We start from the raw sequence: 25302 nt of genomic DNA, 5'->3' as shown, positions 1-25302 counted from the left end.
TATTATGATGATAACATATTATCAAATGTTATGTGAGATATTTCGTCAAGGATTTTAGAAAATATAAAAGAAAATTATTTAGGATATATGGAACAGAGGGTGGTAGATAAAATTTCTATATCGAATATAACAATGAAAAATCCGGTACGATTTATTAATCGAGAGTTTTCATGGCTACAATTTAATAATCGTGTTTTGATGGAAGCGGCTAATTCGAAACATCCTTTATTAGAACGTCTACAATTTCTTTCTATTTCAGCTGCAAATCTTGATGAGTTTTTTATGGTTCGTGTTGCAGGACTAGCAGCTCAAATTCGTGCTCGCGTTACAGCGTGCAGTGCAGATGGGCACACTCCACAGGAACAACTTGATATTGTATTAGCTGAGATTTCAAAGCTGCAGGCTCACCAACTACGAGAATTGAATGTTTTACGTGATGAATTAAAAAAGAATGATATTGAAATTATTTGTTCTGATGATCTTTCAGAAATTGAAAAATCATGGCTTGAAAAATATTTTCTTGAGACAATTTTTCCTGTTTTAAAACCTTTACCTGTTGATTCTACTCATCCTTTTCCATTTATTCCTAATTTAGGGCTTTCTATTGGGCTTCAATTGTCTGGAGAAACTGATCAGAATTCACACACAGTGTTGTTATCTATTTCAATGCTTTTAAGGCGTTTTATTCTTCTTCCTCAAGAAGGCAATCATTTTCGTTTTATTGCATCTGAAGATGTTATTTGCCTTTTTATTAAATATGTATTTCCTAACTATGAGGTTAAAGAAATTGGTATATTTAGAATAATCCGAGATAGTGATATTGAAGTAGAAGAAGAAGCTGAGGATCTTGTTCATTTTTTTGAAACTGCTCTTAAAAGGCGGCGCCGTGGGCAGGTTATTCGAGTTGAGTTTGACGCAAAAATGCCAGAGAGTTTACGCCAATTTATAGCGAATAGTCTCGCTGTTCCTGATAATTGTATTAATGTCCTTGACGGATTTTTAGCGCTTAATACGGTATCAGAAATTGTTTCTATTCCCCGCGATGATCTTAAATTTATTCCTTATATTTCTCGTGTTCCAGAATGTATTCGTAAACATAAAGGGGATTGTTTTGCGGCTATTCGTGAAAATGATATTGTGATTCATCACCCCTATGAGACATTTGATGTTGTTGTCCAATTTTTACGTCAAGCTGCTTGCGATCCTGATGTTGTAGAAATAAAACAAACACTTTATCGTACATCAAATGATAGTCCAATTGTTGGCGCTTTGATTAAAGCAGCTGAACAGGGAAAGTCTGTGACTGCTTTGGTAGAACTTAAAGCACGTTTTGATGAGGAAGCAAATATTCGTTGGGCCAGGGATCTTGAATGTGCTGGGGTTCAAGTTATTTTTGGTTTTATTGCATTAAAAACGCATGCTAAGATGTCATTAGTTGTGAGACGTGAGGGAAAACGTCTTCGCTCTTATGTTCATCTTGGAACAGGAAATTATCATCCCATTAATGCTAAAACTTATACCGATCTTTCTTTTTTTTCCACGGATGATGATATCGCTCATGATGTTGCGTTATTATTCAATTATATTGCGCAATATGAGCGTCCAAATGAAACAATGAAGATTGCTTTTTCACCCTTAACACTGCGTGGTCGTATCTTAGAGCATATTGAGGGAGAAATTGTTCATGCACAACAGGGAAGGTTTGCTGCTATTTGGATGAAAGTTAATGCATTGGTTGATCCTGAAATTATTGATGCTTTATATCGTGCCAGTCAAGCAGGGGTGCAAATTGATTTGGTTGTGCGGGGGATATGTTGTTTACGTCCTGGTATTCTAGGAATTTCGGATAATATTCGTGTAAAATCAATTGTCGGGCGTTTTCTTGAACATAGTCGCATTTTTTGTTTTGGGAATGGTCAAGATTTGCCTAATGAAAATGCACTCGTTTACTTAGGCTCTGCTGATATGATGCCTCGTAATTTGGACTATCGTATTGAAATATTGGTTCCGGTTTTTAATAAAATAGTGCGTCAAAAAATTCTTTTACAGATTATGTTAGCTAATATCATTGATAATCAACAAAGCTTTGATATACTTAAGGATGGAACATCAAAACGTATTACACCGCAGATAGGTGAAAGTCTATTTAATGCGCAGGAGTATTTTATGGCCAATACAAGTTTTGCGGGGGAAAATGAGTCTTTTGAGTCTTCTGTTTCGCGCTTGGTTGCGTTGCATCGGCAACAAGCCGAAATACATAAAGACTAAAATCCAATGACATATAGAGATGCTCAAGGTCGGTTAAAAGGGCGTAAGCCTGTTGCTGTTATTGACATTGGCTCAAATTCTGTTCGGTTGGTTATTTATGAGGGGCTTGTTCGATCACCAACAGTTTTATTTAATGAAAAGATTCTTTGTGGTCTCGGTCATGGTGTGGCGAAAACAGGATTTTTAGAAGAAAAATCGATGAAAATGGCGTTGCAAACACTGAAACGGTTTCGTACGCTTTGTCGACAGATTGGGGCAGATGAGGTCTATACTTTAGCAACAGCAGCAGCACGAGATGCACAGAATGGCGTAGCATTTATTCAGCATGCTGAAGATATTTTGCAAAATAAAATATATCTTCTTTCAGGAAGTGAAGAAGCTATGTATTCAGCATATGGAGTTGTGTCTACTTTTTATCAACCAAAAGGTATTTCTGGGGATCTTGGTGGTGGAAGTCTTGAGCTGATTGATATTGATCATTCTGATGTTGGTGAAGGGATAACGCTCCCATTGGGTGGTTTAAGGCTACAGTATATGTCAAATAATGATAGTGCTGTAGCTACAAAAATTGTACATGAGCAATTTTATAAATCGTCTGTTGTTCGTACTCGTAAAGGTATAGCACGTTATTTTTATGCAGTAGGGGGGACATGGCGTAATTTGGCAAAACTCCATATGGCAATGAAACACTATCGGCTCCCTGTTATGCATGGCTATGAAGTTGATGCCGTTGAAATGGAGAACTTTTTACGTCTTGTAGCACGTGGCAATATTGATAATATGAGAGGGATTGCAGCGGTTTCTCAGAATCGTCGAAAACTTTTATCTTATGGGGCAATAGTTCTTATTGAACTCATTCAGTGTATGGAGTTTGAAAAGATAATCTTTTCTGGTGCTGGCGTTCGTGAAGGTTTTCTTTATTCACGTTTGCCGCAGGCGATTCGGCTTTCAGATCCTCTCATTGCAGCATGCACAGAAATGGCTATTTTACGGGCACGTTCACCAAAACAAGCAGAAGAACTCATTGATTTTACGACGAATGCTTTTGAAGTTTTTGGAATTTCAGAAACCGAAAATGAATGCCGTTATCGTCAAGCCGCTTGTCTTCTTGCGGATATTGGTTGGCGTATACATCCAGATTATCGAGGCAATGAAGCAGCAAATCAAATAGCTTTAGGATCTTATCCAGGAATTTCTCATGAAGGGCGCCTTTATGCGGCACTTGCTGTTTTTTTTCGCAATACGAGTTTATTGGTTGATAAAGAATCTCTTCCCATTTTTCAATTAGCAACTCAAAATATAATTGAAAAAGCACGTATTCTTGGCGAAACTATGCGTATTGCTCATCTTTTTAGTGCTTCTGTTGCAGGAATTTTACCTCATTTATTGTGGCATAAAAAAGCAGATCATATTATCCTGCAGATCCCAAAGAATTACGCTGGGTTATTAGGAGAACGTCCTCTTGGACGATTACAGAAGTTATCAAAAATAATAAAACAACCTCTCGCTTTTGAAATTTTTTGATTTTTTTCCTAATTTATTCGTGTTTTATGTCTTAATAATAGGGCCATTGACGAGGGATAAACTAGGTAGCCTATCATCATGAGCTGGACAATAGGACTTGTTCCATAACGCCCATGCTAGACACCACGCAAAGCATTTGTAATGCCTGAGCATTCATAAAAGAAAACATAATTTTTTATTCTGTTACTTGCATCACAGGATGGATTTTTCACTTCATAAGCTTCATGTGAAAATGAAAAGTTTTGTCCATTTTTACGTGAAAAGGTTTTCTTTTTATGCTGCGTCGTTATAACGTTTCTGTTTAGCTTGCTCGATTATCTTGATAAGATTACGATTGTAACCAACGCGATAAAAAACAAGTTTTAAAGATTTTGGGAGAGATCCATTGGTTACATGACGCTGGAATGTTGAAATACTCATATGAAACAGTTTTGCACTTTCACGGTCTGTCAAAAGAATATCATTTCAGTCATTATAAAATCCTTTCACTATAAAAAATAGAAATAAATCACAACTATTTATTAACCATGATTTTCGAATCCTTTGAAAGGTGTTTAATTTATAAAAAACAGCGCTTTATCATATAATTTCTTATGTGAAACTTTATGAGTCTTATTGAGATGGAATGAGAGAATCTTACGATATTCGGAGGTCTAATTCAATATAAATAACGCTAGATTATCGTTAGAAATCAATATATTGCTTTTGTTAGGTATTTTAGTTGTTATGCTGGCTCGTTTTTGATTGTTAGATTGCAATCTTGGTAGTTTTTAATACGATATGGTGACGTGAGGCATTATATCTTTGTTTGTTCCTATTTCTAGGCTGCTATTTTTGTAATGAATGCGCTTTTATTATCAGAACTTTTTTTTTCAAAACTTTTAAATAAGGAACTGTCTGTTTTTTTAGATTATTTTTAATGGGATTTCTATTTAATTGACCTGATAAAGATTTAGCTATCATTTTAATAAGAGTTTACTATTTAATTTTTTAACTTTGTCAGAAGTAGGCTTTATTTATCCTGTTTGCGTTGGCCTATAGGGCATACCAATTGATGTAGATAATGAGTAGCGTAATGGATTTTTCAAAATGAAAATGTAAATTAAAGCTGTTTTGTGCTTATTTTTCCATCGTTAAAGTAAAACCCTATCTGGCCCTTTAGCAGTTGTTCGGCTTTTTTACCAAATATTTCATAGCGCCAGCCATTCATAGCGGGAATATTTTTCTTTATTCCTCCATTGGCAATTTTTTCTAAATCATTAGATGTTGCAATAATTTTAGGGGCAATGCTGTTTTCATTTGCAACAATTTTTAATAACACTTTGAGCAGATCGATAACAGCGGCTGTCGTATCATTGAGTGGATTATGTTTAGGAATGGGGGGTAAAGTAGAAAGATCCACCTCTAATCCTTCGTGGACAGCTTTGATTAATGATTGAGCAATTGAGAGTTTATCCCAGTTCTTATTAAGACTGCGCAACCGTTTTAATGCAGATTCATCTTTTGGTTGTTGGGTTGCTATTTCTATAAGACATTCATCTTTTATGATATGACGACGTGGCATATTGTATTTTCGTGCTTCACGTTCCCGCCAAGCTGCTATCTTTTGTAATACAGCAAGTTCACGTGGCTTTTTAATTTTTCCTTTCACTTTTTTCCATGCTTCATCTTCTGGCATATCATAGGTTTTAGGATTTAAAAGGATTGTTATTTCATCATCCATCCAGTGAGCTCGTTGATTTTTCTCTAACCTTTTTTTCAATAACAAGTAAACATCTCTTAAGTAAGTTACATCGGAAAGTGCATAGAGCAGTTGTTTTTCAGACAAAGGGCGGTAACTCCAGTCTGTAAAGCGGGAGGATTTATCAAGATGATGCCCTGTACAGCGTTGTACAATTTGATCATAGGAGATAGAATCACCAAATCCACAAATGGATCCTGCTATTTGCGTATCAAAGAGAGGGGAAGGAATAACACCTCCAAGGTGATAAATTGTTTCAATATCTTGGCGCGCAGCATGAAAAACTTTTACAACTTTTTTATCGACCATAAGGTCAAAAAATGGTTGTAAATCAATATCTGGTGCTATGGGATCAATCAAAACTGTAACATCTGGTGAGGCGAGCTGTATTAAACACAGTTGAGGCCAAAAAGTTGTTTCGCGGATAAACTCAGTATCGACTGTTACAAAATCAGAGGTACGTAGAGCGTTAAGTGCAATTTCAAGATCTGTTGTTTGTGTAATAAGATTCATCATTTTATTATAATTCGATAAATTAAATTTGTCCTTTGTTGACTTTATTTTTGAGTTTTTATTCTCATATCTTGACAAATGGTTATTAAAAAGCGTTTGTAGCGCATGTGAATATTATAATCAAAGGCAAAAAACATGCACCGTTATCGCAGTCATCATTGTGCGGCTCTTCGTAGATGTGATGTAGGAACACAAGTTCGTCTTTCGGGGTGGGTTCATCGTGTTCGTGATCATGGAGGGATTCTTTTTGTGGATTTACGTGATCATTTTGGAATCACACAAATTGTTGCTGACCCTGCTTCACCAGCTTTTAAAGTTATTGAAAAAGTGCGTTCTGAATGGGTTATTCGTGTGGATGGGGAGGTATGTGCTCGTTCTGATGAGGTTATTAATGCAACGCTTCCAACAGGTGAGATTGAAATTTTTGCACAAGAGGTAGAAATTCTTTCAAAATCTGATGAGCTTCCTTTACCGGTTTTTGGTGAGCCTGATTATCCAGAAGATATTCGATTAAAATATCGTTTTCTTGATTTGCGTCGGGAGACTATGCACAAAAATATCATGCGTCGGACTGAAATTATTGCGGCTATGAGACGAGCTATGCAAAATAATGGTTTTACGGAATTTACGACGCCACTTTTGACAGCTTCATCGCCGGAAGGCGCACGTGATTTTTTGGTTCCAAGTCGTGTTCATCAGGGAAAATTTTATGCGTTACCGCAAGCGCCACAGCAATATAAACAGTTGTTGATGATGTCAGGTTTTGATCGTTATTTTCAGATTGCTCCATGTTTTAGAGATGAAGATCCAAGGGCCGACCGTCTTCCTGGTGAATTTTATCAATTAGATGTTGAAATGAGTTTTGTTGAGCAAGAAGATGTTTTAGCAACTATGGAACCTATTATGCGTTCTATTTTTGAAGAATTTGCAGATGGAAAGACTGTGACACAAAGCTTTCCTCGCATTTCCTATGATGAAGCAATGCGAAAATATGGTTCTGATAAGCCTGATCTGCGTAATCCGATCATTATGGAAGATGTTTCTCAGCATTTTTATAATTCTGGTTTCAAAGTCTTTGCTCAAATTTTAGCGAATGATGAGAATGCACAAGTGTGGGCTATTCCAGCTAAAACGGGTGGAAGTCGTGCTTTTTGTGATCGTATGAATGTATGGGCACAAGGCGAGGGGCAACCAGGGCTCGGCTATATTTTCTGGCGTGAAGAAGAAGGAAAATTTGAAGGAGCAGGGCCTATCGCCAAAAATATTGGTGAACAGAGGACTGAAGCAATCCGTATACAGCTTGGTCTTGAAAGTGGGGATGCCTGTTTTTTTGTAGCTGGCGATCCAAAAAAGTTTTCATCTTTTGCCGGAGCAGCACGCACAAGGGTAGGGGAAGAATTAGATCTTCTTGATAGAGATAGTTTCTCTTTGGCGTGGATTGTTGATTTTCCATTTTTTGAATGGAATGAAGATGAAAAAAAGATTGATTTTGGACATAATCCTTTTTCCATGCCTCAAGGGGGAGAAAATGCCCTAGCCTGCCAAGATCCTCTTACTATTAAAGCTTTTCAATATGATCTTGTTTGCAATGGTTATGAAATTGCATCAGGTGGAATTCGTAATCACTTACCAGAAATGATGCTTAAAGTTTTTGAACTTGTAGGACTTTCTAAGGAAGTTGTGAAAGATCGTTTCGGTGGTCTTTATCGTGCATTCCATTATGGGGCTCCGCCACATGGTGGCATGGCTGCGGGAATTGACCGCATTATTATGCTGTTACAAGGTGTTAAAAATTTGCGTGAAGTTGCTTTATTCCCTATGAACCAACAGGCGCTTGATCTTTTAATGAGCGCTCCGTCTGATGTTTCTCCTACACAATTACGTGATTTAGGAATCCGCATGGCTCCTACTCACAAAAATAGCTCATAAAGTTGATAATGGATTGTTTTCGTCTTTTTCTACGTAGAGTGAAGTTTTGATGCCTTTCAAGAGTCAACGGTGTGTGCGTGTACTGTTTGTGAAATTTAGATAGGCAAAACGCTATTGTGTTGATTCTTTATGAGGCATTTTTATTCCTTGTTTCTATAGTGGCTTTTCCCCTTGTGATAGGTGAGGAAATAATTATAATTGCTTGATCATGAATAAATTAGAAATAAAAGAATTCTATAATATTCGGGAGCCTCATTTTAGTTGAAAAAAATTAATTATCTTTATATGTCAATATATTATTTATTTTTTATTGAAGTTTTTACAACGTTGTAGCAGAGAATTGTGTCTCTTCGTTTTTATGAGAATAATGTGGTTTTCCATTCTATGGACTTACTCTGAAAAGTTTAAATTTCATAAGCTTTGAACATTTTTTTGGTTTTTCGTAGAAAAACTGAATGGGGTTGTTATACAATTTATCTTTATAATAAAAGATGATGTTTGAAAGGTGCTTTTGTCATTTCAGAAAAGATGAAATAACTCTTTGTGGGCAGTTAAATTATCGTCGAATTTGACAAAGCTTTCAATAAATTACTTAAGACAAGGGGGGAAGGACATGTATAAATTTTTCAAATTGATATAATTTTCTGTTCATGTTCTAATTGCAGCGTTTGTTTTTATGTAATTGACTTTTAATAAAAAAGTCGACTCATAGAAGATTTCATTAAATAAATCCTATAAAATAATTTCTTATTATTGTGGGAATTGTTGTTTTAATACTATGTCTGATAAAATGAATTTACCTTTTGATAAAGAACATATTGAACCAATAGAATTACGTTCTGCTTTACAGGAACGTTATTTGGCTTATGCACTTTCTACGATTACACACCGTGCATTGCCTGATGTACGTGATGGATTGAAGCCGGTCCACCGGCGGATTGTTCATGCGATGCGTCTTCTCAAACTAAATCCTGGACAGTCTTATGCGAAATGTGCGCGGATTGTTGGTGATGTCATGGGAAAATTTCATCCTCATGGGGATGCGTCTATTTATGATGCCTTGGTGCGCTTGGCTCAAAGTTTTGCTGTTCGTTATCCGTTGGTTGATGGGCAAGGCAATTTTGGTAATATTGATGGTGATAATGCTGCTGCCATGCGTTATACGGAAGCACGTATGACTGAAGTGGCTGCATTGTTACTTGAAGGAATTAATGAGAATGCTATTGATTTTCGTTTAACCTATAATGAGGAAGATGAAGAGCCTGTTGTTTTACCAGGAGCTTTCCCTAATCTTTTAGCAAATGGTTCTTCTGGTATTGCTGTTGGTATGGCAACATCTATTCCCCCCCATAATGTTGCTGAGCTTTGTGATGCAGCACTCCATTTGATTGCGCATCCCGATGTAAATGATGAGGAATTAAATCAATTTGTTCTTGGTCCTGATTTTCCGACGGGGGGAATTTTAGTTGAACCTAAAAAAAGTATTGAGGAATCCTATCGTGTTGGGCGTGGATTCTTTCGCTTGCGTTCACGTTGGCATCAGGAATCTGGTAGCCGTGGTTCTTATGTGATTGTTGTAACTGAAATTCCCTATCAGATTCAAAAGTCACGTCTTATTGAAAAAACAGCAGAGTTATTGCTTGCACGCCGATTGCCAATGCTTGAGGATATCCAAGATGAATCAGCAGAAGATATCAGAATCGTGCTGGTTCCTAAAAATCGGTCGGTTGATCCGGAGCTCCTTATGGAGTCTCTTTTTAAATTGACTGACTTTGAAGTAAGATTTCCCCTTAATCTGAATGTTTTGTCTTTGGGAAAAATACCCAATGTCCTTTCTTTGCGAGAAAGTTTGCAGCAATGGCTTGAACATCGTCAAGAAGTGCTTATTCGTCGCTCTCATTATCGGCTTGATCAAATTGATAGCCGATTGGAAATTCTTCATGGATATCTTATTGCCTATTTAAATCTCGATGAGGTCATTCAGATTATTCGTGAAGAGGATGAACCGAAAAAGAAGCTGATTAATCGGTTTGAATTAACAGAAAATCAAGCTGAAGCTATTCTTAATATGCGCTTGCGTTCTTTGCGTAAGCTTGAGGAATTTGAAATTCGTAAAGAATTTGAAAGTTTGAAAGCTGAAAAAGAAAAGCTACAGAATTTGTTAGCTTCTCCTATAAAACAGTGGAAAATAATTTCAGAAGAAATCAAAAAAGTTCGAAACACTTTTGGGCCTGAAACACTCTTGGGGAAAAGACGTACTACGTTTGAAGAGGCACCAAGACATGATCTTGATGATATTCAACAAGCAATGATCGAAAAAGAACCGATTACTATTGTTATTTCTGAAAAGGGGTGGATGCGTGCTTTGAAGGGACACTTGAACGATTATAAAGCACTTTCTTTTAAAGAAGGAGACAGTTTAAAGTTAGCCTTTCCAGCATTTACGACCGACAAGATTGTGCTGATCAGTACGGGGGGGAAGTTTTTTGCTATTGGTGCAAATAATTTACCTGGAGGGCGGGGACATGGTGAACCTATTCGTCTCTTAGTTGATATGGATGATGAGCACGATGTTCTCACAGCTTTTGTGCATCACGCCGAGGAAAAATTTCTCTTGGTTTCATCTCACGGTAATGGTTTTATTGTTTCTTCTGCAGAAGTGATCGCCAATACACGAAAAGGAAAGCAAGTGATGAATGTGAAAGCTCCTGATAAGGTAAAGCTTTGTGTTCCGGTAAATGGTGATCATGTTGCTGTAGTCGGTGAAAACCGTAAAATGCTTATTTTTTCTATTGAACAAATACCAGAAATGAATCGCGGTAAAGGTGTTCGTTTACAGCGTTATAAAGAAGGTGGTGTTGTTGATGCCAAGACTTTTAATTTATCAGAAGGCTTAAGTTGGCAAGATACAGCTGAACGAATCTTTAACCGTCAAGCTGATGATCTCATTGAATGGATGGGAATGCGTGCGGGCGTCGGGCGTTTGGTTCCAAGAGGATTTCCAAAATCAGGAAAATTTATCAATTAAATGTATTTTATAAATGGGAAAATTCCCTATGGTTTTATGATTATGTAAGATATTAATTTATAAAGATAATTTATTATTTTTTATATTGAACGAAAGACCTAAAGCGTAAGTTTTTCTCTTATTTCGATCTTGTTCAGGTTAAATCAATCAAAACTGTTTGTTTGCCTATCATGAGATGAGAGACCAGCCCGTCTTCATAAAAACTATTGAAGAAAAGAATAAAAATATTTTTTAATAAACCGTTTCACAGACAAGAGTTGTTGCAACAATAGTATGTTTGTTTTTTTACATTATACCATTTATGGGTGCTGTCGTGAAATGATTTGATATTTCGAGAGCTGTACCTTTAAACAAACAATGTGAATGTTTAACACAAGAATGTTCTATTTGGAGATGTTTTATTTTGTCTGATAGGTTTATTTTCTTATTGTTCAAGAGAGATGTTATTAATCTTTCGTAGTAATATTTATTCGTTAGGATTACTATGATATTGTCTAAAAAGATGACCACGTTCAGCCCATAAGACGAGAAGTATGGCAGTGAGACTCAGAAAGAAAAATCCTGCTGAGTTTGGGATGGTTGTTTCATCAAATTGTTGGGCAATAAAAAAGCTAAGTCCTGCACCGATAGATGTTTGAAGAAAGCCGGATACAGAAGAAGCTGTTCCAGCTATTTCTCCTACAGGTTCAAGAGCGAGTGTATTGAAATTGGCCATAATACCACCGCAGGTAAACATTAATATACAATATAACGTCATATAAAAAGGAAAAGGGATAACACCACCTGCTAAGATGGACCCAATAAACCAAATGCATGAAGTGGCACAAAAGAGCAAAAGCATAGTATGAGCAATACGCCGCATTCCAAGGCGTCCAACGAGTTGAGAGTTAAAGAATGATGATAGAGCTTGAAATGCAGCACCAACTGCAAAAGCAATAGGGAACCAAAGTCCTAGATTATAGATCCCTTCATATGTTTGTTGTGATGTATTAACGGCGGTAAAGATACAGCCTAAAATAATGGAAGTTGCAAGTGTATAGCAAAGTGTTGTACGATTGGTTATTACAATCCATAAGTTGTGTTTAACTGAAGAAAAGGAAAGAGAGCGTTGCGCATAAAGAGTTTCAGGCAAGCGCAGTTGAATCCAAATCATCAGTCCTAAACCAATCATTGCCATGAAAATAAAAATATATTGCCAATGTCCAAGCAGTAAAATGATCTGTCCTGTTGCGGGACCAACCATTGGTGCAACAAGAAAAACCATCATAACAATAGACATAACTTCTGCCATTTTTCGACCACTGTAAAGATCACGTACGACGGAAACTGTAAGAACTCGCATAGCAGCCCCTCCAATTCCTTGCAAGATACGTAAAATAAGTAAGAGAGAAAAATCAGTTACAAAGGCACAGCCAATCGCCGTAAATGAATAAAAAGCAAGCCCGAGAAGAATAAGTTTACGTCGTCCATACCTATCGCTTATTGGACCGAAAAATATTTGAGCAATACCATAGCTAATAAGATAACTCGAAATGATATAATGTTGATCATTTTCATTGAGAACATTTAAGCCGTCTAAAATATCGGGCATAGCTGGCAGCATAATATCAACAGCTATAGCGTTAATAGCCATGAGCGAAGCAATAAGAATAACAAATTCTTTATAGCCAATTTTGTTTCTAATCGCATCTCTATGCGTTTGTTCATCGACTGAATATGACATATGGCATCCTTGAAATAAAAATTTCGTCTGAAAACAGCTCTTTTTAAGAGTCTGAATAAAATGAAAGATACCTATGATTGATTACATGGAATATTTTTTTCTTTCAAAAGTTCCTGTAACTCATTGTTTTGAAACATCTCTTTAACAATATCACAGCCTCCGATAAATTCACCTTTGATATAAAGCTGTGGAATTGTTGGCCAATTTGAGTAATCTTTAATCCCTTGACGCAATTCGTTAGAAGTTAAGATATTAATCCCTTTATAATTCAATCCTAAATAATCAAGAATTTGAACAACTTGTCCTGAAAACCCGCATTGCGGAGCGTCAGGTGTTCCTTTCATGAATAAAATGACGTCGTTTGTTTTAATTTCGTTGTCAATAAAATCATGAACAGTGGTCATTTTTATCCCTCGATATTTCAGATTTTTATCAGTGTGTAATTTATATTCATACTGCTTTTAATCGTATTAAATGTGTGAATGCAAGAAGAAATTTTAGATTATTTTGGGACATTTGTTTGCAACATTAAGGCGTGAAGGTCATTTCCCATATTGCCTTTAAGGGCATCATAGACCATTTTATGTTGTTGAACACGGGTTTTACCACGAAAACTTTCAGAAATAACTTCTGCAGCATAATGTTCCCCATCTCCAGCAAGATCACGAATTCTTACAGTAGCATCAGGAATGCCTTCACGAATAAGCGTTTCAATTGCATGGGCACTCATTGCCATCATTATTCTCCTATGTTGTTCATTTTTTATAAAGGCTGTTTAAGAGAAAAAACAATTTTTATTCTTCACCCATAAATTGTGGAAACCAGTTTTCATAGGCTTTTGTGAGTTTGTCTACTGAAAGTGTTAATATCCCATCTATATTAAGAGAAGTACCCTCGACTTGACCTAGCTCTGTTAAAGAAACTGTATTGATTTGTGCACGCTCTTTAAGACTATTAAGAGAGTGAGGTTTGACGGCTAAAAGATAACGTCCTTGGTCTTCTCCAAAAAGTTCTGCATGATGGGGTGATTTATTGCTTAATTTTACTTTGATTCCTTTACCTGCTTTAATGACCATTTCAGCAAGTGCTATCGCTAATCCTCCGTCAGAAAGGTCATGGGCGGCGTGAATAAAACCACGATGTATGACATCTCGAACAAATTGACCATGCTTTTTTTCAAGTTGTAAATCTATAGGGGGGGGGGGGCCTGCATCAATATTTAAAATGTTACGTGCATAGATTGATTGTCCTAAATGGGAGCCGCAATTTCCTACTAAAACAAGAATATCTCCATTTTGCATACCACTTATTGTTACCATTTTAGACCAATCATTAAGAAGGCCTACCCCAGCAATTGTGGGGGTTGGAAGAATGGCTTCTCCATTTGTTTCGTTGTAAAGAGAAACATTGCCTGAAACGATAGGAAAATCAAGGATTCTACAAGCTTCTCCTATACCTTTAATAGCAAAAACCAGCTGTCCCATAATTTCAGGTTTTTCAGGGTTACCAAAATTGAGATTATCTGTAGCAGCCAGTGGTGTTGCACCTGTCGTACTAATGTTTCGCCAGCATTCTGCGACAGCTTGTTTCCCCCCTTCATAAGGGTCTGCTTCACAATAGCGAGGTGTTACATCAGAAGAAAAAGCAAGAGCACGTTTGCTGTTGTTTCCTACACGGATAACGCCTGCATCACCTCCTGGACAAACAAGGCTATTTCCTTGGATAAGGGTATCATATTGTTCATAAACCCATCGCCGAGAACTTTGATCAGCAGAATTCAATAAGCTCAGAAGCGCATCACCAAGATTTTCAACTTTTTTGACGTCTTCTGCTTTCAAGGGTGTTTTTTTTGCCGGCTCACTCCAAGGACGATCATAAACAGGCGCTTCATCACCAAGCTCTTTGATGGGAAGATTGACAACTTCTTCCCCTTGATGAAATACACGAAAACGTAAATCATCGGTTGTTTTTCCAATGATAGAAAAATGTAGTCCCCACTTATGAAAAATTGCTTCTGCTTGCTTTTCTAGTTCTGGTTTAAGGACCATGAGCATACGCTCTTGACTTTCAGAAAGCATCATTTCATAGGCTGTCATGTTTTCTTCTCGAACAGGAACTGTATCAAGATTAAGCTGTATCCCCAGATTTCCTTTTGCTCCCATTTCAACGGCAGAAGAGGTGAGTCCTGCTGCCCCCATATCTTGAATAGCAACCACGGCTCCAAGTTTCATGAGCTCTAAACATGCTTCAAGGAGACATTTTTCTGTAAAAGGATCACCGACTTGAACAGTTGGGCGTTTTTCACTGATTGAAGAATCAAATTCAGCAGAAGCCATTGTTGCTCCACCGACACCATCACGTCCTGTTTTTGCACCCAGATAAACAACAGGGAGTCCAATACCTTGTGCTTTAGAATAAAAAAGGGCGTCTGTCTTTGCAATACCGGCGACAAAAGCGTTAACAAGGATATTGCCATTATAACGCTCATCAAAATTTACTTCTCCACCAACCGTTGGAACACCAAAAGAATTGCTGTAACCACCTATTCCAGAAACAACACCAGAAACAAGATGGCGTGTTCGTGGGTGATCAGGAGCACCAAATCGCAATGCATTCATAGCAGCAACAGGACGGGCTCCCATTGTAAAGACATCACGTAAAATACCACCAACACCTGTCGCTGCACCTTGATAAGGTTCAATATAAGAAGGGTGGTTATGGCTTTCCATTTTGAAAACAACACATTGTCCTTCGCCAATATCGACAACACCAGCATTTTCACCAGGTCCTTGGATGACACATTTTCCTTCTGTCGGAAGAGTTTTTAGCCATTTTTTAGATGATTTATAGGAACAATGTTCGTTCCACATTGCAGAAAAAATTCCTAGTTCAGTAAATGTTGGTTCTCTACCAATTAACGTTAGGATACGTTGATATTCATCTTCTTTTAGCCCGTGTTGTGCAATGAGTTCTGATGTAATAGTGATGTTATTGCAAGGCTTCATGAGTATTTATCCGTCAAATTAATCGAAATTTAGTATTTTTATTTTTTTAACCTAGCAGCTTATATTATAAACAATAATGTTGTTTAATAATAAAAATATTTATAGACAGTAAGCTGAAGATTTTGTCCGTTTGTTTGGTGGGATTTAAGACTAAAAATGGTCTTAAATAATTATGTGTTTAGAAAATAATATCCATTGTTGTTTGTGAAGAGCTTTGTTGATAGATTTACGATGCGAGAAATGGTATAAATCCTTGTTTTTTTAAATTATGGAGCGCGAGTATTTTTGCAGCATTATCCATTTACTAACTCTAAAGCACTTTGAAAAAGTAAACGACCGTCAGTACCTCCGTGGGCGGGTTCAATAAAGTTTTCAGGATGGGGCATCATACCAAGAATATTACCAGCTTTATTAACAATACCAGCAATATCTTTCATTGAGCCGTTCGGGTTTGTATTTTCTGCATAGCGAAAAACAATTTGTTCATTGTCTTCCATTTGTTTCAATGTTTCACTATCAACAAAATAATTTCCGTCATGATGGGCAACAGGACAACGAATAATTTGTCCTTTAGAATAATATCGAGAAAATTTTGTCTTGGCGTTGACGACTTCAAGCTTGATTTCACGACAAACAAATTTTAAAGAAGCGTTACGCATTAAAGTACCGGGTAATAATCCTGCTTCCAACAAAATTTGAAATCCATTACAGATACCTATAATTGTCGTACCTTCTTGTGCTTTTTCACGAATGGCTTTTAAGACGGGAGTTCGCGCTCCAATCGCACCACATCTTAAGTAGTCGCCATAGGAAAAACCACCAGGAATAATAATAACATCTACATCTGGAATTGTTGTTTCTGTTTGCCAAATTTTTAGTGGCTCAACTCCCGTTATATGATGTAATGCTGCAACCATATCTCGATCACGATTTAATCCAGGAAGTTGAATGATGGCAGTTTTCATGAGCATTTCACTTACAGAAGTTCGATTGTATAATTTTCAATGACAGTATTTGCGAGTAACTCTTCACACATTTGTTCAAGTTTTTTCTTTGCAGTTTCAGAAGGTAGTTCATCAAGAACAATATCAAAAACCTTTCCTTGACGAATAGATTGAATGCCTTCGAAAGCCAAACTTTTTAAAGCACCGACAATTGCTTCTCCTTGTGGATCAAGAACGCTTTCTCTTAAAGTAACCGTAATGCGTGCTTTCATTTTTTGCTTCCTGCTTGTTAAAAGAACCTCTCCTTTGAAGAGGGGTGTTTGTATAAGGTGATGTTTTTTACCTTGTTTTTACTTTACGAGAACGGGACCACTTGGTCGTGTTGGTTCGTTTTCATTCATAATACCAAGACGTTTGGCAACTTCTTGATAGGCATTAATAAGCCCTCCCATATCACGACGAAAACGGTCTTTATCCATTTTTTCTTGTGTGTGCATATCCCATAGTCGTGCAGAATCAGGAGAGATTTCATCAGCAAGAACAATGCGCATTGTTTCATCTTCCCACAGGCGACCAAATTCCATTTTAAAATCAATTAATTGGATGTTAACACCGGCAAAAAGCCCAGAAAGAAAATCATTAATACGAATTGAAAGTTGCATCATATCTTCTATCTCTTGTGGGACAGCCCACCCAAAAGCTGTGATATGTTCTTCCGTTACCATAGGATCATCGAGAGAATCATTTTTATAGTAGAATTCAATGATGGATTGCGGAAGCGGGGTTCCTTCTTCCAGTCCTAAACGTTTAGCAAGAGAGCCGGCAGCAACATTGCGAACAACAACTTCCAACGGAATGATTTCCACCGCTTTAATAAGCTGTTCGCGCATGTTTATACGTTTGATAAAATGTGTTGGGATGCCCAAACGTCCAAGATGGCTAAAAATATGTTCCGAAATTCGGTTGTTTAAAACCCCCTTTCCGTCGATAATTTCATGTTTTTTTGCATTAAAGGCAGTTGCATCATCTTTAAAAAATTGAATGTAAGTCCCTGGTTCAGGTCCTTCATATAAAATTTTAGCCTTGCCTTCATAAATACGGTGGCGACGATTCATCATGATTCTCTATTTATCTTGAGAGGTTTTTAATAACATTGATAAATGATACTATCCTAATTGATAGAATTTCTCAATGATATTGCTATGATACTTTTATAATTTTTATCATTACACGTTTACCCAAAGGTGAAGATACATAAGCGATGAGAAAGAAGATCACCTCTTTTGGATCAAATTTTTGCAAGAAAGTGAGAGAGGACCATAAGCCCTTCAGGCCAAGGTCCGTGTCCGGATTCTGCGTTAATATGGCCAGAATACCCAGCATCAACAAAGAGTGATCCCCAATCATTGGCAATTTTTTCTGCTACTGAAAATTGACAAAACTCATCGTTGCGACTGGCTATGACAATAGAAGGAAAAGGAAGCTTTTGGCGATGATAGGGGCCAAATGTCATTAAATGTTTGGGACGTATTTTTTCATTGGCGACATCTGGAGGTGCAACAAAGAAAGCGCCACAAATTTTTTCTGTATTTTGTACAGTTGCATGAATAACACTGGGAACTCCTAATGAATGAGCAATAAGCATAACAGGCCTTTGAGCTTTTGCGATGGCGGTTTTAACTTTGTTAACCCACTCTTCACAAACAGGCTTTGACCAATGGAGTTGTTCAATGCGGCTGGCTGTCGACAATTTTTTTTCCCAGCGTGTTTGCCAATGATCTGGACCAGATCCTTTGTAGCCAGGAACAATAAGAATATCGAGTTGATTTGCTTTCATGAATTGTTTTCTTTGTTACAACAGATTTTTGATCATAGGTTGAATGGATTTTGGTTTTCTATGTCGCTTTATTGTTCTTCAAAAACACGTTTAAAAATCGTATTGATATGTTTGGTGTGGTAAGAAAGATCAAATTTTTCGCGAAGTTCTTCTTCACTTAAAGCTTTGGTAACATCTTTGTCGTTGAGGAGTTCTTCTAAAAAATCTTTTCCTTGTTCCCAAACTTTCATCGCATTTCGTTGTACAATCCGATAAGAATCTTCACGACTAATCCCTGCTTGTGTGAGTGCTAAAAGAACCCGTTGTGAGTGAACAAGACCGCGGAATTTATTGAGATTTTTTTGCATATTTTCTGGATAGACAATGAGATTTTCAATGACAGATGTGAGGCGAGAAAGAGCAAAATCAAGTGTAATCGTCGCATCTGGAGCAATATAACGCTCAACAGATGAATGGGAAATATCACGTTCATGCCAAAGAGCTACATTTTCCATGGCTGGGAGTGCAAATGCACGTACCATACGGGCTAATCCAGTTAAATTTTCTGTTAAAACTGGATTACGTTTATGAGGCATTGCCGATGAACCTTTTTGCCCAGGTGAGAAATGTTCCTCTGCTTCAAGAACTTCTGTTCGTTGTAAGTGGCGTATTTCTATTGCTAGCCTTTCAATAGAGGAAGCAATAACACCAAGTGTTGCAAAAAACATAGCATGACGATCTCTTGGTATTACTTGGGTGGAAACCGGTTCAGTACGCATCTTCAAGGCTTTTGCTACATGTTCTTCAACGCGTGGATCGATATTAGCAAAAGTTCCTACAGCTCCTGAAATCGCGCAAGTAGAAATTTCTTCTCGTGCAGCAAGAAGACGTTTGCGACAACGGGAAAATTCAGCGTATGCAAGAGCAAACTTGATTCCAAATGTTGTCGGTTCAGCATGAATGCCATGACTCCGCCCAATGGTGATTGTCTCTTTATGCTCAAAAGCACGTCTTTTTAATGCTTCAAGAAGTTGATCTATATCCTCTAGCAAAATATCACTCGCACGCATCAATTGAATGTTCAGCGTTGTATCGAGAACATCAGATGATGTCATGCCTTGGTGGATAAAACGTGCCTCTGGTCCAATGAATTCAGCTAGGTGGGTTAGAAATGCGATAACATCATGTTTGGTAATTGCTTCAATTTCATCAATGCGATTGACATCAAATTTAGCTGCTGCCCCTTTTTCCCAAATGACTTTGGCGGCTTCTTTCGGAATAATCCCTAAGTGAGCAAGGGCATCACAGGCATGGGCTTCAATTTCAAACCAAATACGATATTTTGTTTCGGGAGACCAAATTGTTACCATTGCAGGGCGGGAATAACGTGCGATCATCATTTTTTTCCTTGTTGTGAGAGGATTGCGGCTTGGCGCAATGCACTAATACGTGTTTTGTAAAGCTCTTTATTTCCATCTTTATAAATTGCAGAGCCTGCGACAAATACATTTGCACCAGCTTTTGCAGCTATCCCAATTGTATCAACGGTGATACCACCATCAACTTCAAGATCAATAGGGCGGTTTGCAATCATGCTTTTAACGCGCTTAATTTTATTTTTTATTTCTGGAATAAAACTTTGTCCACCAAAACCGGGATTGACCGTCATGATGAGAATGAGATCTAATTGATCAAGCAAATATTCAAGTACATGTTCAGGGGTGCTTGGATTGAGTGCGATTCCTGCTTTTTTCCCCATTTTTTTGATTGTTTGTAATGAACGATGAAGATGTGGACCTGCTTCAGCATGAATAGTTATAATATCTGAACCTGCTTTTGCAAAAGCTTCTAAATAAGGGTCTACTGGTGCGATCATCAGGTGGACATCAAATATTGCTTTTGTTAATGGGCGCAGAGCTTTGACGATTTCAGGACCAAAGGTGATGTTAGGAACAAAGTGCCCATCCATAATATCAAGATGAAGCCAATCTGCACCAGCATCAACAACATCTAACATTTCTTGTCCAAGTTTAGAAAAATCAGAAGCCAAGAGAGAAGGCGAAATGAGATGAAAATGAGGCATTAAAATCTCCTTAGATTGGCAGTTTTTATCATATCGCTGTGTATACACAAATATTTTTTGTGTTATGACGGAAAAGAAAAAATATGTATTATAGGTCTTTTTATGGAAAGATTGCTTGAAATTTTAAAGCTTTATAAGTGAAAGATATGTCGAATCATAAAACATATTTGATGCCTGAACTTCAACATAAACATACTATTGCGGTTTCTTCTCAAGAATATCGAGATGCCATGAGTCTTTTTGCAGGAGCTGTGCATATTGTGACAACAAATGGTATTAAGGGAAGACGTGGGGTGACTGTTTCGGCGTGTTGTTCTTTATCTGATGATCCTCCAACCCTTCTTGTTTGTCTCATGCGCCATAATTTAAAGAATCAGGTGTTTATGGAGAATGGAAATTTTTGTGTTAATAGCTTGGCAGGAAAACATCGCTCATTAGCGGATGTTTTTTCGAGGCGTTGCAATTCTACACAAAATGAGCGTTTTGATGTTGCTCAATGGGGAGCTTTGCAAACGGGGGCGCCTAGTCTTTCAGACGCTCTAGCGTCGTTTGATTGTCGTTTGATTTGTTGGCACGAACACGCAACCCATTGTGTTTTGATTGGTGAGGTTGTTGCAATCAACTGTAATAAAGAAAAAGATGCTTTGATGTATTTGAAACGTGAATATCACACTTTGCCTTTATAAAGATTTTATTTTTTTGCATTGATGAAATGATTTATTGTTGCTTCATTTAGATTTTAAACAATGTAGAGAGTAGGGGAGGGATGGCTCTGATATCTGATATTAGATTTCCTTCTTTTTAAAGTTTTTCAATAAGCGAAAAAAATGATTCTGGATGAGATTTGATCAAGAATTCAATCTACATAAAAAAGCGATCAAACCTAAACAGTGCATTTAGATATATTCGTCGATTGTTATGAAAAAACATTTTACTCTTGTGTTGATGGGTATTGCACAATATATAGACCGCACATAGCATATGTGGAGGTTTTTTATTGCATGAGCGAAGAGATTGATGGTCAATATCGCCCTAGTGAAGATGAGCCTTTTATGAATGAGCGGCAAAAGGCGTATTTTCGTGCTAAATTGGTTTCTTGGAAGAATGATATATTAAAAGAAGCTCGTGAGACTTTGGAAAATTTGCAGGAAGAGAATGTTGGTCAGCCCGATTTGACTGATCGGGCTTCTTGTGAAACTGATCGTACAATCGAATTACGTGCTCGTGATCGTCAGAGGAAACTTATTTCAAAAATAGATGCTGCTTTAGAGCGCATTGATAATGGGACATACGGTTTTTGTGAAGAAACCGGCGAACCCATTAGTATCAAGCGTCTTGAGGCTCGGCCGATAGCCGTTTTGTCATTGGAAGCGCAAGAACGTCACGAACGACGTGAAAGAGTTTATCGCGATGATTAAGGTTATTGAGATGATAAACAAACGAAATTCGTGGTGATGAAATTGTATATTTTTATTTTTGAGGGGTAGGAATGAATAAAGATGGTTCTTGCCGCCCCTCAATTTCGGCGGTGATGGCTGAATCTTTTACCGCTTGATTCGTAAAAGGAGAGGGACTTTTATCCGATACATCGTTTCTTTCTGGAGGGGCGGAATTTAGATGTGTGTGTGTTTCTCTTTTTTGTATTTTTGATGTACCAGTAATATCGGATTCTACAACCACATCTGTTAATCCGCCAATAAGGAGCAAATGTTCTTTATTATCGCAACGGACTAAAACAAGGCGGCGTGCTCGATCTATAGAAATTACTTCACATAATGCTAATCGTGATAGACTTTTTTTTCTATTAATGCTGTATCTTCCTGTACTTAAGCGACGTAAAAACACGATAATTACGGTAATAGCTGCGATTGTTATTATAAAAAGCAAAAAGCTTATCGTTATGTTTGCAGCAGATACACCTATCTGCTCTGATAACCAGATATACATAGATTTTCTCCCATTTTGGATGGAAATATTATTTTTTATTGAGATAAATTTATAAACATACCCTCAAAAGGTTCACTTATAATGTAAGAAATAAACTTTTGAATATTAAGCGAGCTTATCTTAGATAATATCATAGTATATACTTTATAACAACATAACAACGAATATAAAGGAAGTTTTGTGACATAAGAAATAGCTATAAGCTAAGGCAAAGAGAGATGGATAAAGATTTTGAGAATAATGAAAGATCAGCGTCTTCGTTTCATCGGAGAGTTGTGATTTTTGGTGTTGTTTTTGTATTAGGTTTTCTTTTCATTGTGGGTATTTTAGGTTTTTTTTATCCACAAAACTATTTGCAACAGGCGATATCAATATCTTTTTTGATTCTAGCAATGATCGGTGTTGCAACACTCGTTTTGTGTGGAATGGGAATTTTAAGATATCATGTGTGGTCGCATGAAGATTTTGATTTTAGCATCTTTAATAGGAGCGATGATGCAATTGTAATCTCTGATCTTTCTGGTTTTGTTTATTATTCTAATCAAAACTATCGAAAAATTCTGACCTATAAGCCTGAAGTGTCTTGTTATAGGGTTATTGCGGATCTTCCAGGAGCTGGTGCACTCTCGTACCGCTTAAAGGTTGCAGCCTGTAATAATCTTGCAGCGCAAGAGGAATTGAGAGTAGAACAACCAATTTTTACCGATTCTACACCAAAAAAATCTGTTTGGTATAATATTTCCGTTCAACCTATCACAAAACAGAAAAAAAAGCTTTTATTTTGGCGTATTACTGATATTTCGCACTTACAACAAACGCGAGAAGTTTTTTTCTCGAACCTTCAAGAGGCTATCAATCACTTGGATCAAGCTTCTATTGGTTTTGTATCCGTTAATAGACAAGGAACTATTCTTTATGCCAATGCGACTTTTGCCGAATGGTTTTCAATTGATTTAGCGAATTTCTCAATTGGTCAATATAATTTTGATTCGTTATTTGATAGCGTTGGCGCTAAGAGCTCATGGAGTGATATCTGTTTACAAACCAACAGATATCAAAGTTCAGGTTACTCTTTACCTTATAGGTTTTCGTTATGTTTAAATTCACACACGACTTGTGAGAAAATATTCCATTGTCTTATATCTGTTTCTTCTCTCTTAGAAGAGGAAGCCATTTATCGTGTTGTGATCATTCCACAACAAATACAAAAAGAAGAAGATGATCAATTAAAATTACCCAGTATACTAGGAGAATATTTTGATGCGAGTCCTTTTGCAATAGCCGTGGTGGATCATGCAGGGCAATTGGTTCATATGAATAAAGCTTTTTCATCACTCACGGGATGTATGGACAAAGCTGTCAATTTTTATGATGTTATTTCTCGTCGTGATTGTGTGCAGTTAGAGCGTTCTTTTCAGAGAATTGCGACAAATAAAAATTATTTTGTTTCTCTAGAAACTGTTTTAGAAAAAAATGAAGAATGCCATTTACGGCTCCATATTATGTCTGTACCGCCCTATCACGGTGATGCATTGCAAGATTTGCTTATTATCTCTGTGATTGAAACAACCGAACAAAAAACTCTTGAAGATAAAATGATGCAAAGTCAGAAGATGCAAGCTGTAGGACAATTGGCTGGCGGCATTGCTCATGATTTTAATAATGTTTTAACAGCAATTTTAATGTCGTGTGATCTTCTTTTAAATACGCATCGTAGTTCTGATCCTGCTCATGCTGATCTGATCAATATTAAAAATAATGCTAATCGTGCAGCTGCTCTTGTCCAGCAATTATTAGCTTTTTCTAGAAAGCAAACACTTCGACCTGAAGAAGTCGATTTTACTGAATTTTTATCAGATATCCGCAATCTTATTTTACCACTTTTGGGGAATAATATTCAGTTAAAAATTATCCATGGAAGAGATTTGTGGAGCGTTGAAGTTGATCAAGCATCTTTTCAGCGTGTTATTATGAATTTGGTTATTAATGCGCGTGATGCCATGTTAGATGGAGGTATTGTTACGATTGCGACAAATAATATTACAAAGCAACAAAGTGCTGAATTTAATCATCTTGGATTAGCAATTGGCGAGTATGTGCAATTGACTATTTCAGATACAGGGGCTGGTATATCTGCTGCTATACAAGAAAAAATGTTTGAGCCATTTTTTACAACAAAAGAAGTTGGAAAAGGAACAGGACTTGGTTTATCAATGGTTTATGGAATTATCAAGCAGAGCGGTGGGTACATTTATTGTGAAAGTAAAGAAGGTGAAGGAGCAACATTTCATATTTTTCTTCCCCGTTATATCCCCAATATAAAAGGAGAAATTTCTCAAAAGATTGAAAAAGATGAAGAGAAAGATAAAAATATAGACTTAACAGGATCTGCGACTGTTTTATTGGTTGAAGATGAAGATGCGGTCAGAATGGGGGGGGTAAGAGCTCTTCAAATGAGAGGATATACGGTTTTAGAGGCAGCAAGTGGGGTGGAAGCACTCTCTATTCTTGAGGAACAAAAAGGAGAAGTTGATATTATTGTTTCCGATGTGGTGATGCCAGAAATGGATGGGCCCACTTTATTGAAGGAAGTCCGTAAAAACTATCCTGATATCAAATTTCTTTTCGTTTCTGGATATGCAAAAGATGCCTTTGCTAAAAATCTTCCACAAGATGCTGTTTTTGGTTTTTTATCTAAGCCTTTTACACTCAAACAGTTAGCTGTAACAGTTAAAGAAACACTTTCGTCATAAACAAAAATTTATGCAATAGAAAATTGCG

Annotated in this window: 19 protein-coding genes and 1 pseudogene; 7 read left to right on the top strand and 13 right to left on the bottom strand. The window is 37.0% G+C overall.

Features of this window, described 5'->3' with window-relative positions; all coding sequences use genetic code 11:
* Positions 1-87: 87 nt before the first annotated feature.
* Positions 88-2268, top strand: a complete 2181-nt coding sequence (locus ACFIMS_RS09310; protein WP_375638214.1) for an RNA degradosome polyphosphate kinase — start codon at positions 88-90, stop codon at positions 2266-2268.
* Between the two features lie 6 nt (positions 2269-2274).
* Complete coding sequence (gene ppx, locus ACFIMS_RS09305; protein ID WP_375638213.1) at positions 2275-3792, top strand: exopolyphosphatase; 1518 nt, start codon at positions 2275-2277, stop codon at positions 3790-3792.
* Between the two features lie 273 nt (positions 3793-4065).
* On the opposite strand, the pseudogene ACFIMS_RS09300 reads toward ppx, so the two are convergent.
* Both ACFIMS_RS09300 and rnd read right to left on the bottom strand, forming a co-directional pair.
* Positions 4066-4251, bottom strand: a pseudogene (locus ACFIMS_RS09300) (helix-turn-helix transcriptional regulator).
* Between the two features lie 643 nt (positions 4252-4894).
* The gene (gene rnd / locus ACFIMS_RS09295) at positions 4895-6049 is read right to left on the bottom strand and encodes a ribonuclease D (protein ID WP_375611539.1); all 1155 of its coding nucleotides are present in this window, start codon (positions 6047-6049) and stop codon (positions 4895-4897) included.
* Between the two features lie 132 nt (positions 6050-6181).
* On the opposite strand from rnd, the gene aspS reads away from it, so the two are divergent.
* Together aspS and parC are read left to right on the top strand one after the other, a co-directional pair.
* The gene (gene aspS / locus ACFIMS_RS09290; RefSeq protein ID WP_375613090.1) at positions 6182-7975 is read left to right on the top strand and encodes an aspartate--tRNA ligase; all 1794 of its coding nucleotides are present in this window, start codon (positions 6182-6184) and stop codon (positions 7973-7975) included.
* Positions 7976-8753: 778 nt separating this feature from the next.
* Entirely contained in the window at positions 8754-11003 is a 2250-nt protein-coding gene (gene parC / locus ACFIMS_RS09285) for a DNA topoisomerase IV subunit A (protein WP_375627792.1), read from the top strand.
* A gap of 466 nt (positions 11004-11469) precedes the next feature.
* Here the strand turns inward: parC and ACFIMS_RS09280 are convergent, their stop codons facing one another.
* The 10 genes from ACFIMS_RS09280 to rpe all read right to left on the bottom strand — a co-directional run bounded on the left by ACFIMS_RS09280 (position 11470) and on the right by rpe (position 20574).
* Positions 11470-12726, bottom strand: a complete 1257-nt coding sequence (locus tag ACFIMS_RS09280; RefSeq protein WP_375611542.1) for a multidrug effflux MFS transporter — start codon at positions 12724-12726, stop codon at positions 11470-11472.
* Between the two features lie 71 nt (positions 12727-12797).
* Positions 12798-13130, bottom strand: coding sequence for a Grx4 family monothiol glutaredoxin (gene grxD, locus ACFIMS_RS09275; RefSeq protein WP_375606638.1), 333 nt, complete (start codon positions 13128-13130; stop codon positions 12798-12800).
* Between the two features lie 98 nt (positions 13131-13228).
* Entirely contained in the window at positions 13229-13462 is a 234-nt protein-coding gene (locus ACFIMS_RS09270) for a BolA/IbaG family iron-sulfur metabolism protein (protein ID WP_375611543.1), read from the bottom strand.
* Positions 13463-13520: 58 nt separating this feature from the next.
* Positions 13521-15731, bottom strand: a complete 2211-nt coding sequence (purL, locus tag ACFIMS_RS09265) for a phosphoribosylformylglycinamidine synthase subunit PurL (protein WP_375696685.1) — start codon at positions 15729-15731, stop codon at positions 13521-13523.
* A gap of 293 nt (positions 15732-16024) precedes the next feature.
* Positions 16025-16696 (bottom strand): phosphoribosylformylglycinamidine synthase subunit PurQ, encoded by a 672-nt coding sequence (purQ, locus tag ACFIMS_RS09260; protein ID WP_375613086.1) that lies wholly within the window; start codon positions 16694-16696, stop codon positions 16025-16027.
* An 11-nt stretch (positions 16697-16707) separates the two neighbouring features.
* Positions 16708-16947, bottom strand: coding sequence for a phosphoribosylformylglycinamidine synthase subunit PurS (gene purS / locus ACFIMS_RS09255; RefSeq protein ID WP_375613085.1), 240 nt, complete (start codon positions 16945-16947; stop codon positions 16708-16710).
* 78 nt (positions 16948-17025) lie between these two features.
* Positions 17026-17790 (bottom strand): phosphoribosylaminoimidazolesuccinocarboxamide synthase, encoded by a 765-nt coding sequence (gene purC, locus ACFIMS_RS09250; RefSeq protein ID WP_375613149.1) that lies wholly within the window; start codon positions 17788-17790, stop codon positions 17026-17028.
* Between the two features lie 173 nt (positions 17791-17963).
* A complete protein-coding gene (locus tag ACFIMS_RS09245; RefSeq protein ID WP_375611547.1) occupies positions 17964-18512 on the bottom strand; it encodes an RBBP9/YdeN family alpha/beta hydrolase in 549 nt (182 codons plus the stop codon).
* 68 nt (positions 18513-18580) lie between these two features.
* Entirely contained in the window at positions 18581-19888 is a 1308-nt protein-coding gene (gene purB / locus ACFIMS_RS09240; protein WP_375613148.1) for an adenylosuccinate lyase, read from the bottom strand.
* Positions 19888-20574 carry a ribulose-phosphate 3-epimerase gene (rpe, locus tag ACFIMS_RS09235; RefSeq protein WP_375627790.1) on the bottom strand — a complete coding sequence of 229 codons (687 nt, stop codon included), beginning with the start codon at positions 20572-20574 and terminating at the stop codon, positions 19888-19890. The genes purB and rpe overlap by 1 nt, the downstream gene beginning before the upstream one ends.
* Before the next feature lie 146 nt (positions 20575-20720).
* Here rpe and ACFIMS_RS09230 point away from each other — a divergent pair, with 146 nt between their 5' ends.
* Both ACFIMS_RS09230 and dksA read left to right on the top strand, forming a co-directional pair.
* Positions 20721-21260, top strand: a complete 540-nt coding sequence (locus tag ACFIMS_RS09230; protein ID WP_375611549.1) for a flavin reductase — start codon at positions 20721-20723, stop codon at positions 21258-21260.
* Positions 21261-21575: 315 nt separating this feature from the next.
* Positions 21576-21992 (top strand): RNA polymerase-binding protein DksA, encoded by a 417-nt coding sequence (gene dksA / locus ACFIMS_RS09225; protein WP_015856486.1) that lies wholly within the window; start codon positions 21576-21578, stop codon positions 21990-21992.
* A 52-nt stretch (positions 21993-22044) separates the two neighbouring features.
* On the opposite strand, the gene ACFIMS_RS09220 is transcribed toward dksA, so the two are convergent.
* Positions 22045-22521, bottom strand: a complete 477-nt coding sequence (locus tag ACFIMS_RS09220; protein ID WP_375611550.1) for a hypothetical protein — start codon at positions 22519-22521, stop codon at positions 22045-22047.
* 218 nt (positions 22522-22739) lie between these two features.
* Here ACFIMS_RS09220 and ACFIMS_RS09215 point away from each other — a divergent pair, with 218 nt between their 5' ends.
* Complete coding sequence (locus ACFIMS_RS09215; protein WP_375674954.1) at positions 22740-25274, top strand: response regulator; 2535 nt, start codon at positions 22740-22742, stop codon at positions 25272-25274.
* Positions 25275-25302 lie beyond the last annotated feature (28 nt).

The sequence above is a fragment of the Bartonella sp. AP331QHHD genome (assembly GCF_042195905.1).
Taxonomy (GTDB): Bacteria; Pseudomonadota; Alphaproteobacteria; order Rhizobiales; family Rhizobiaceae; genus Bartonella.
Note: the sequence above shows the minus strand (reverse complement) of the source record. Positions and strands in the feature narration are given on the sequence as shown.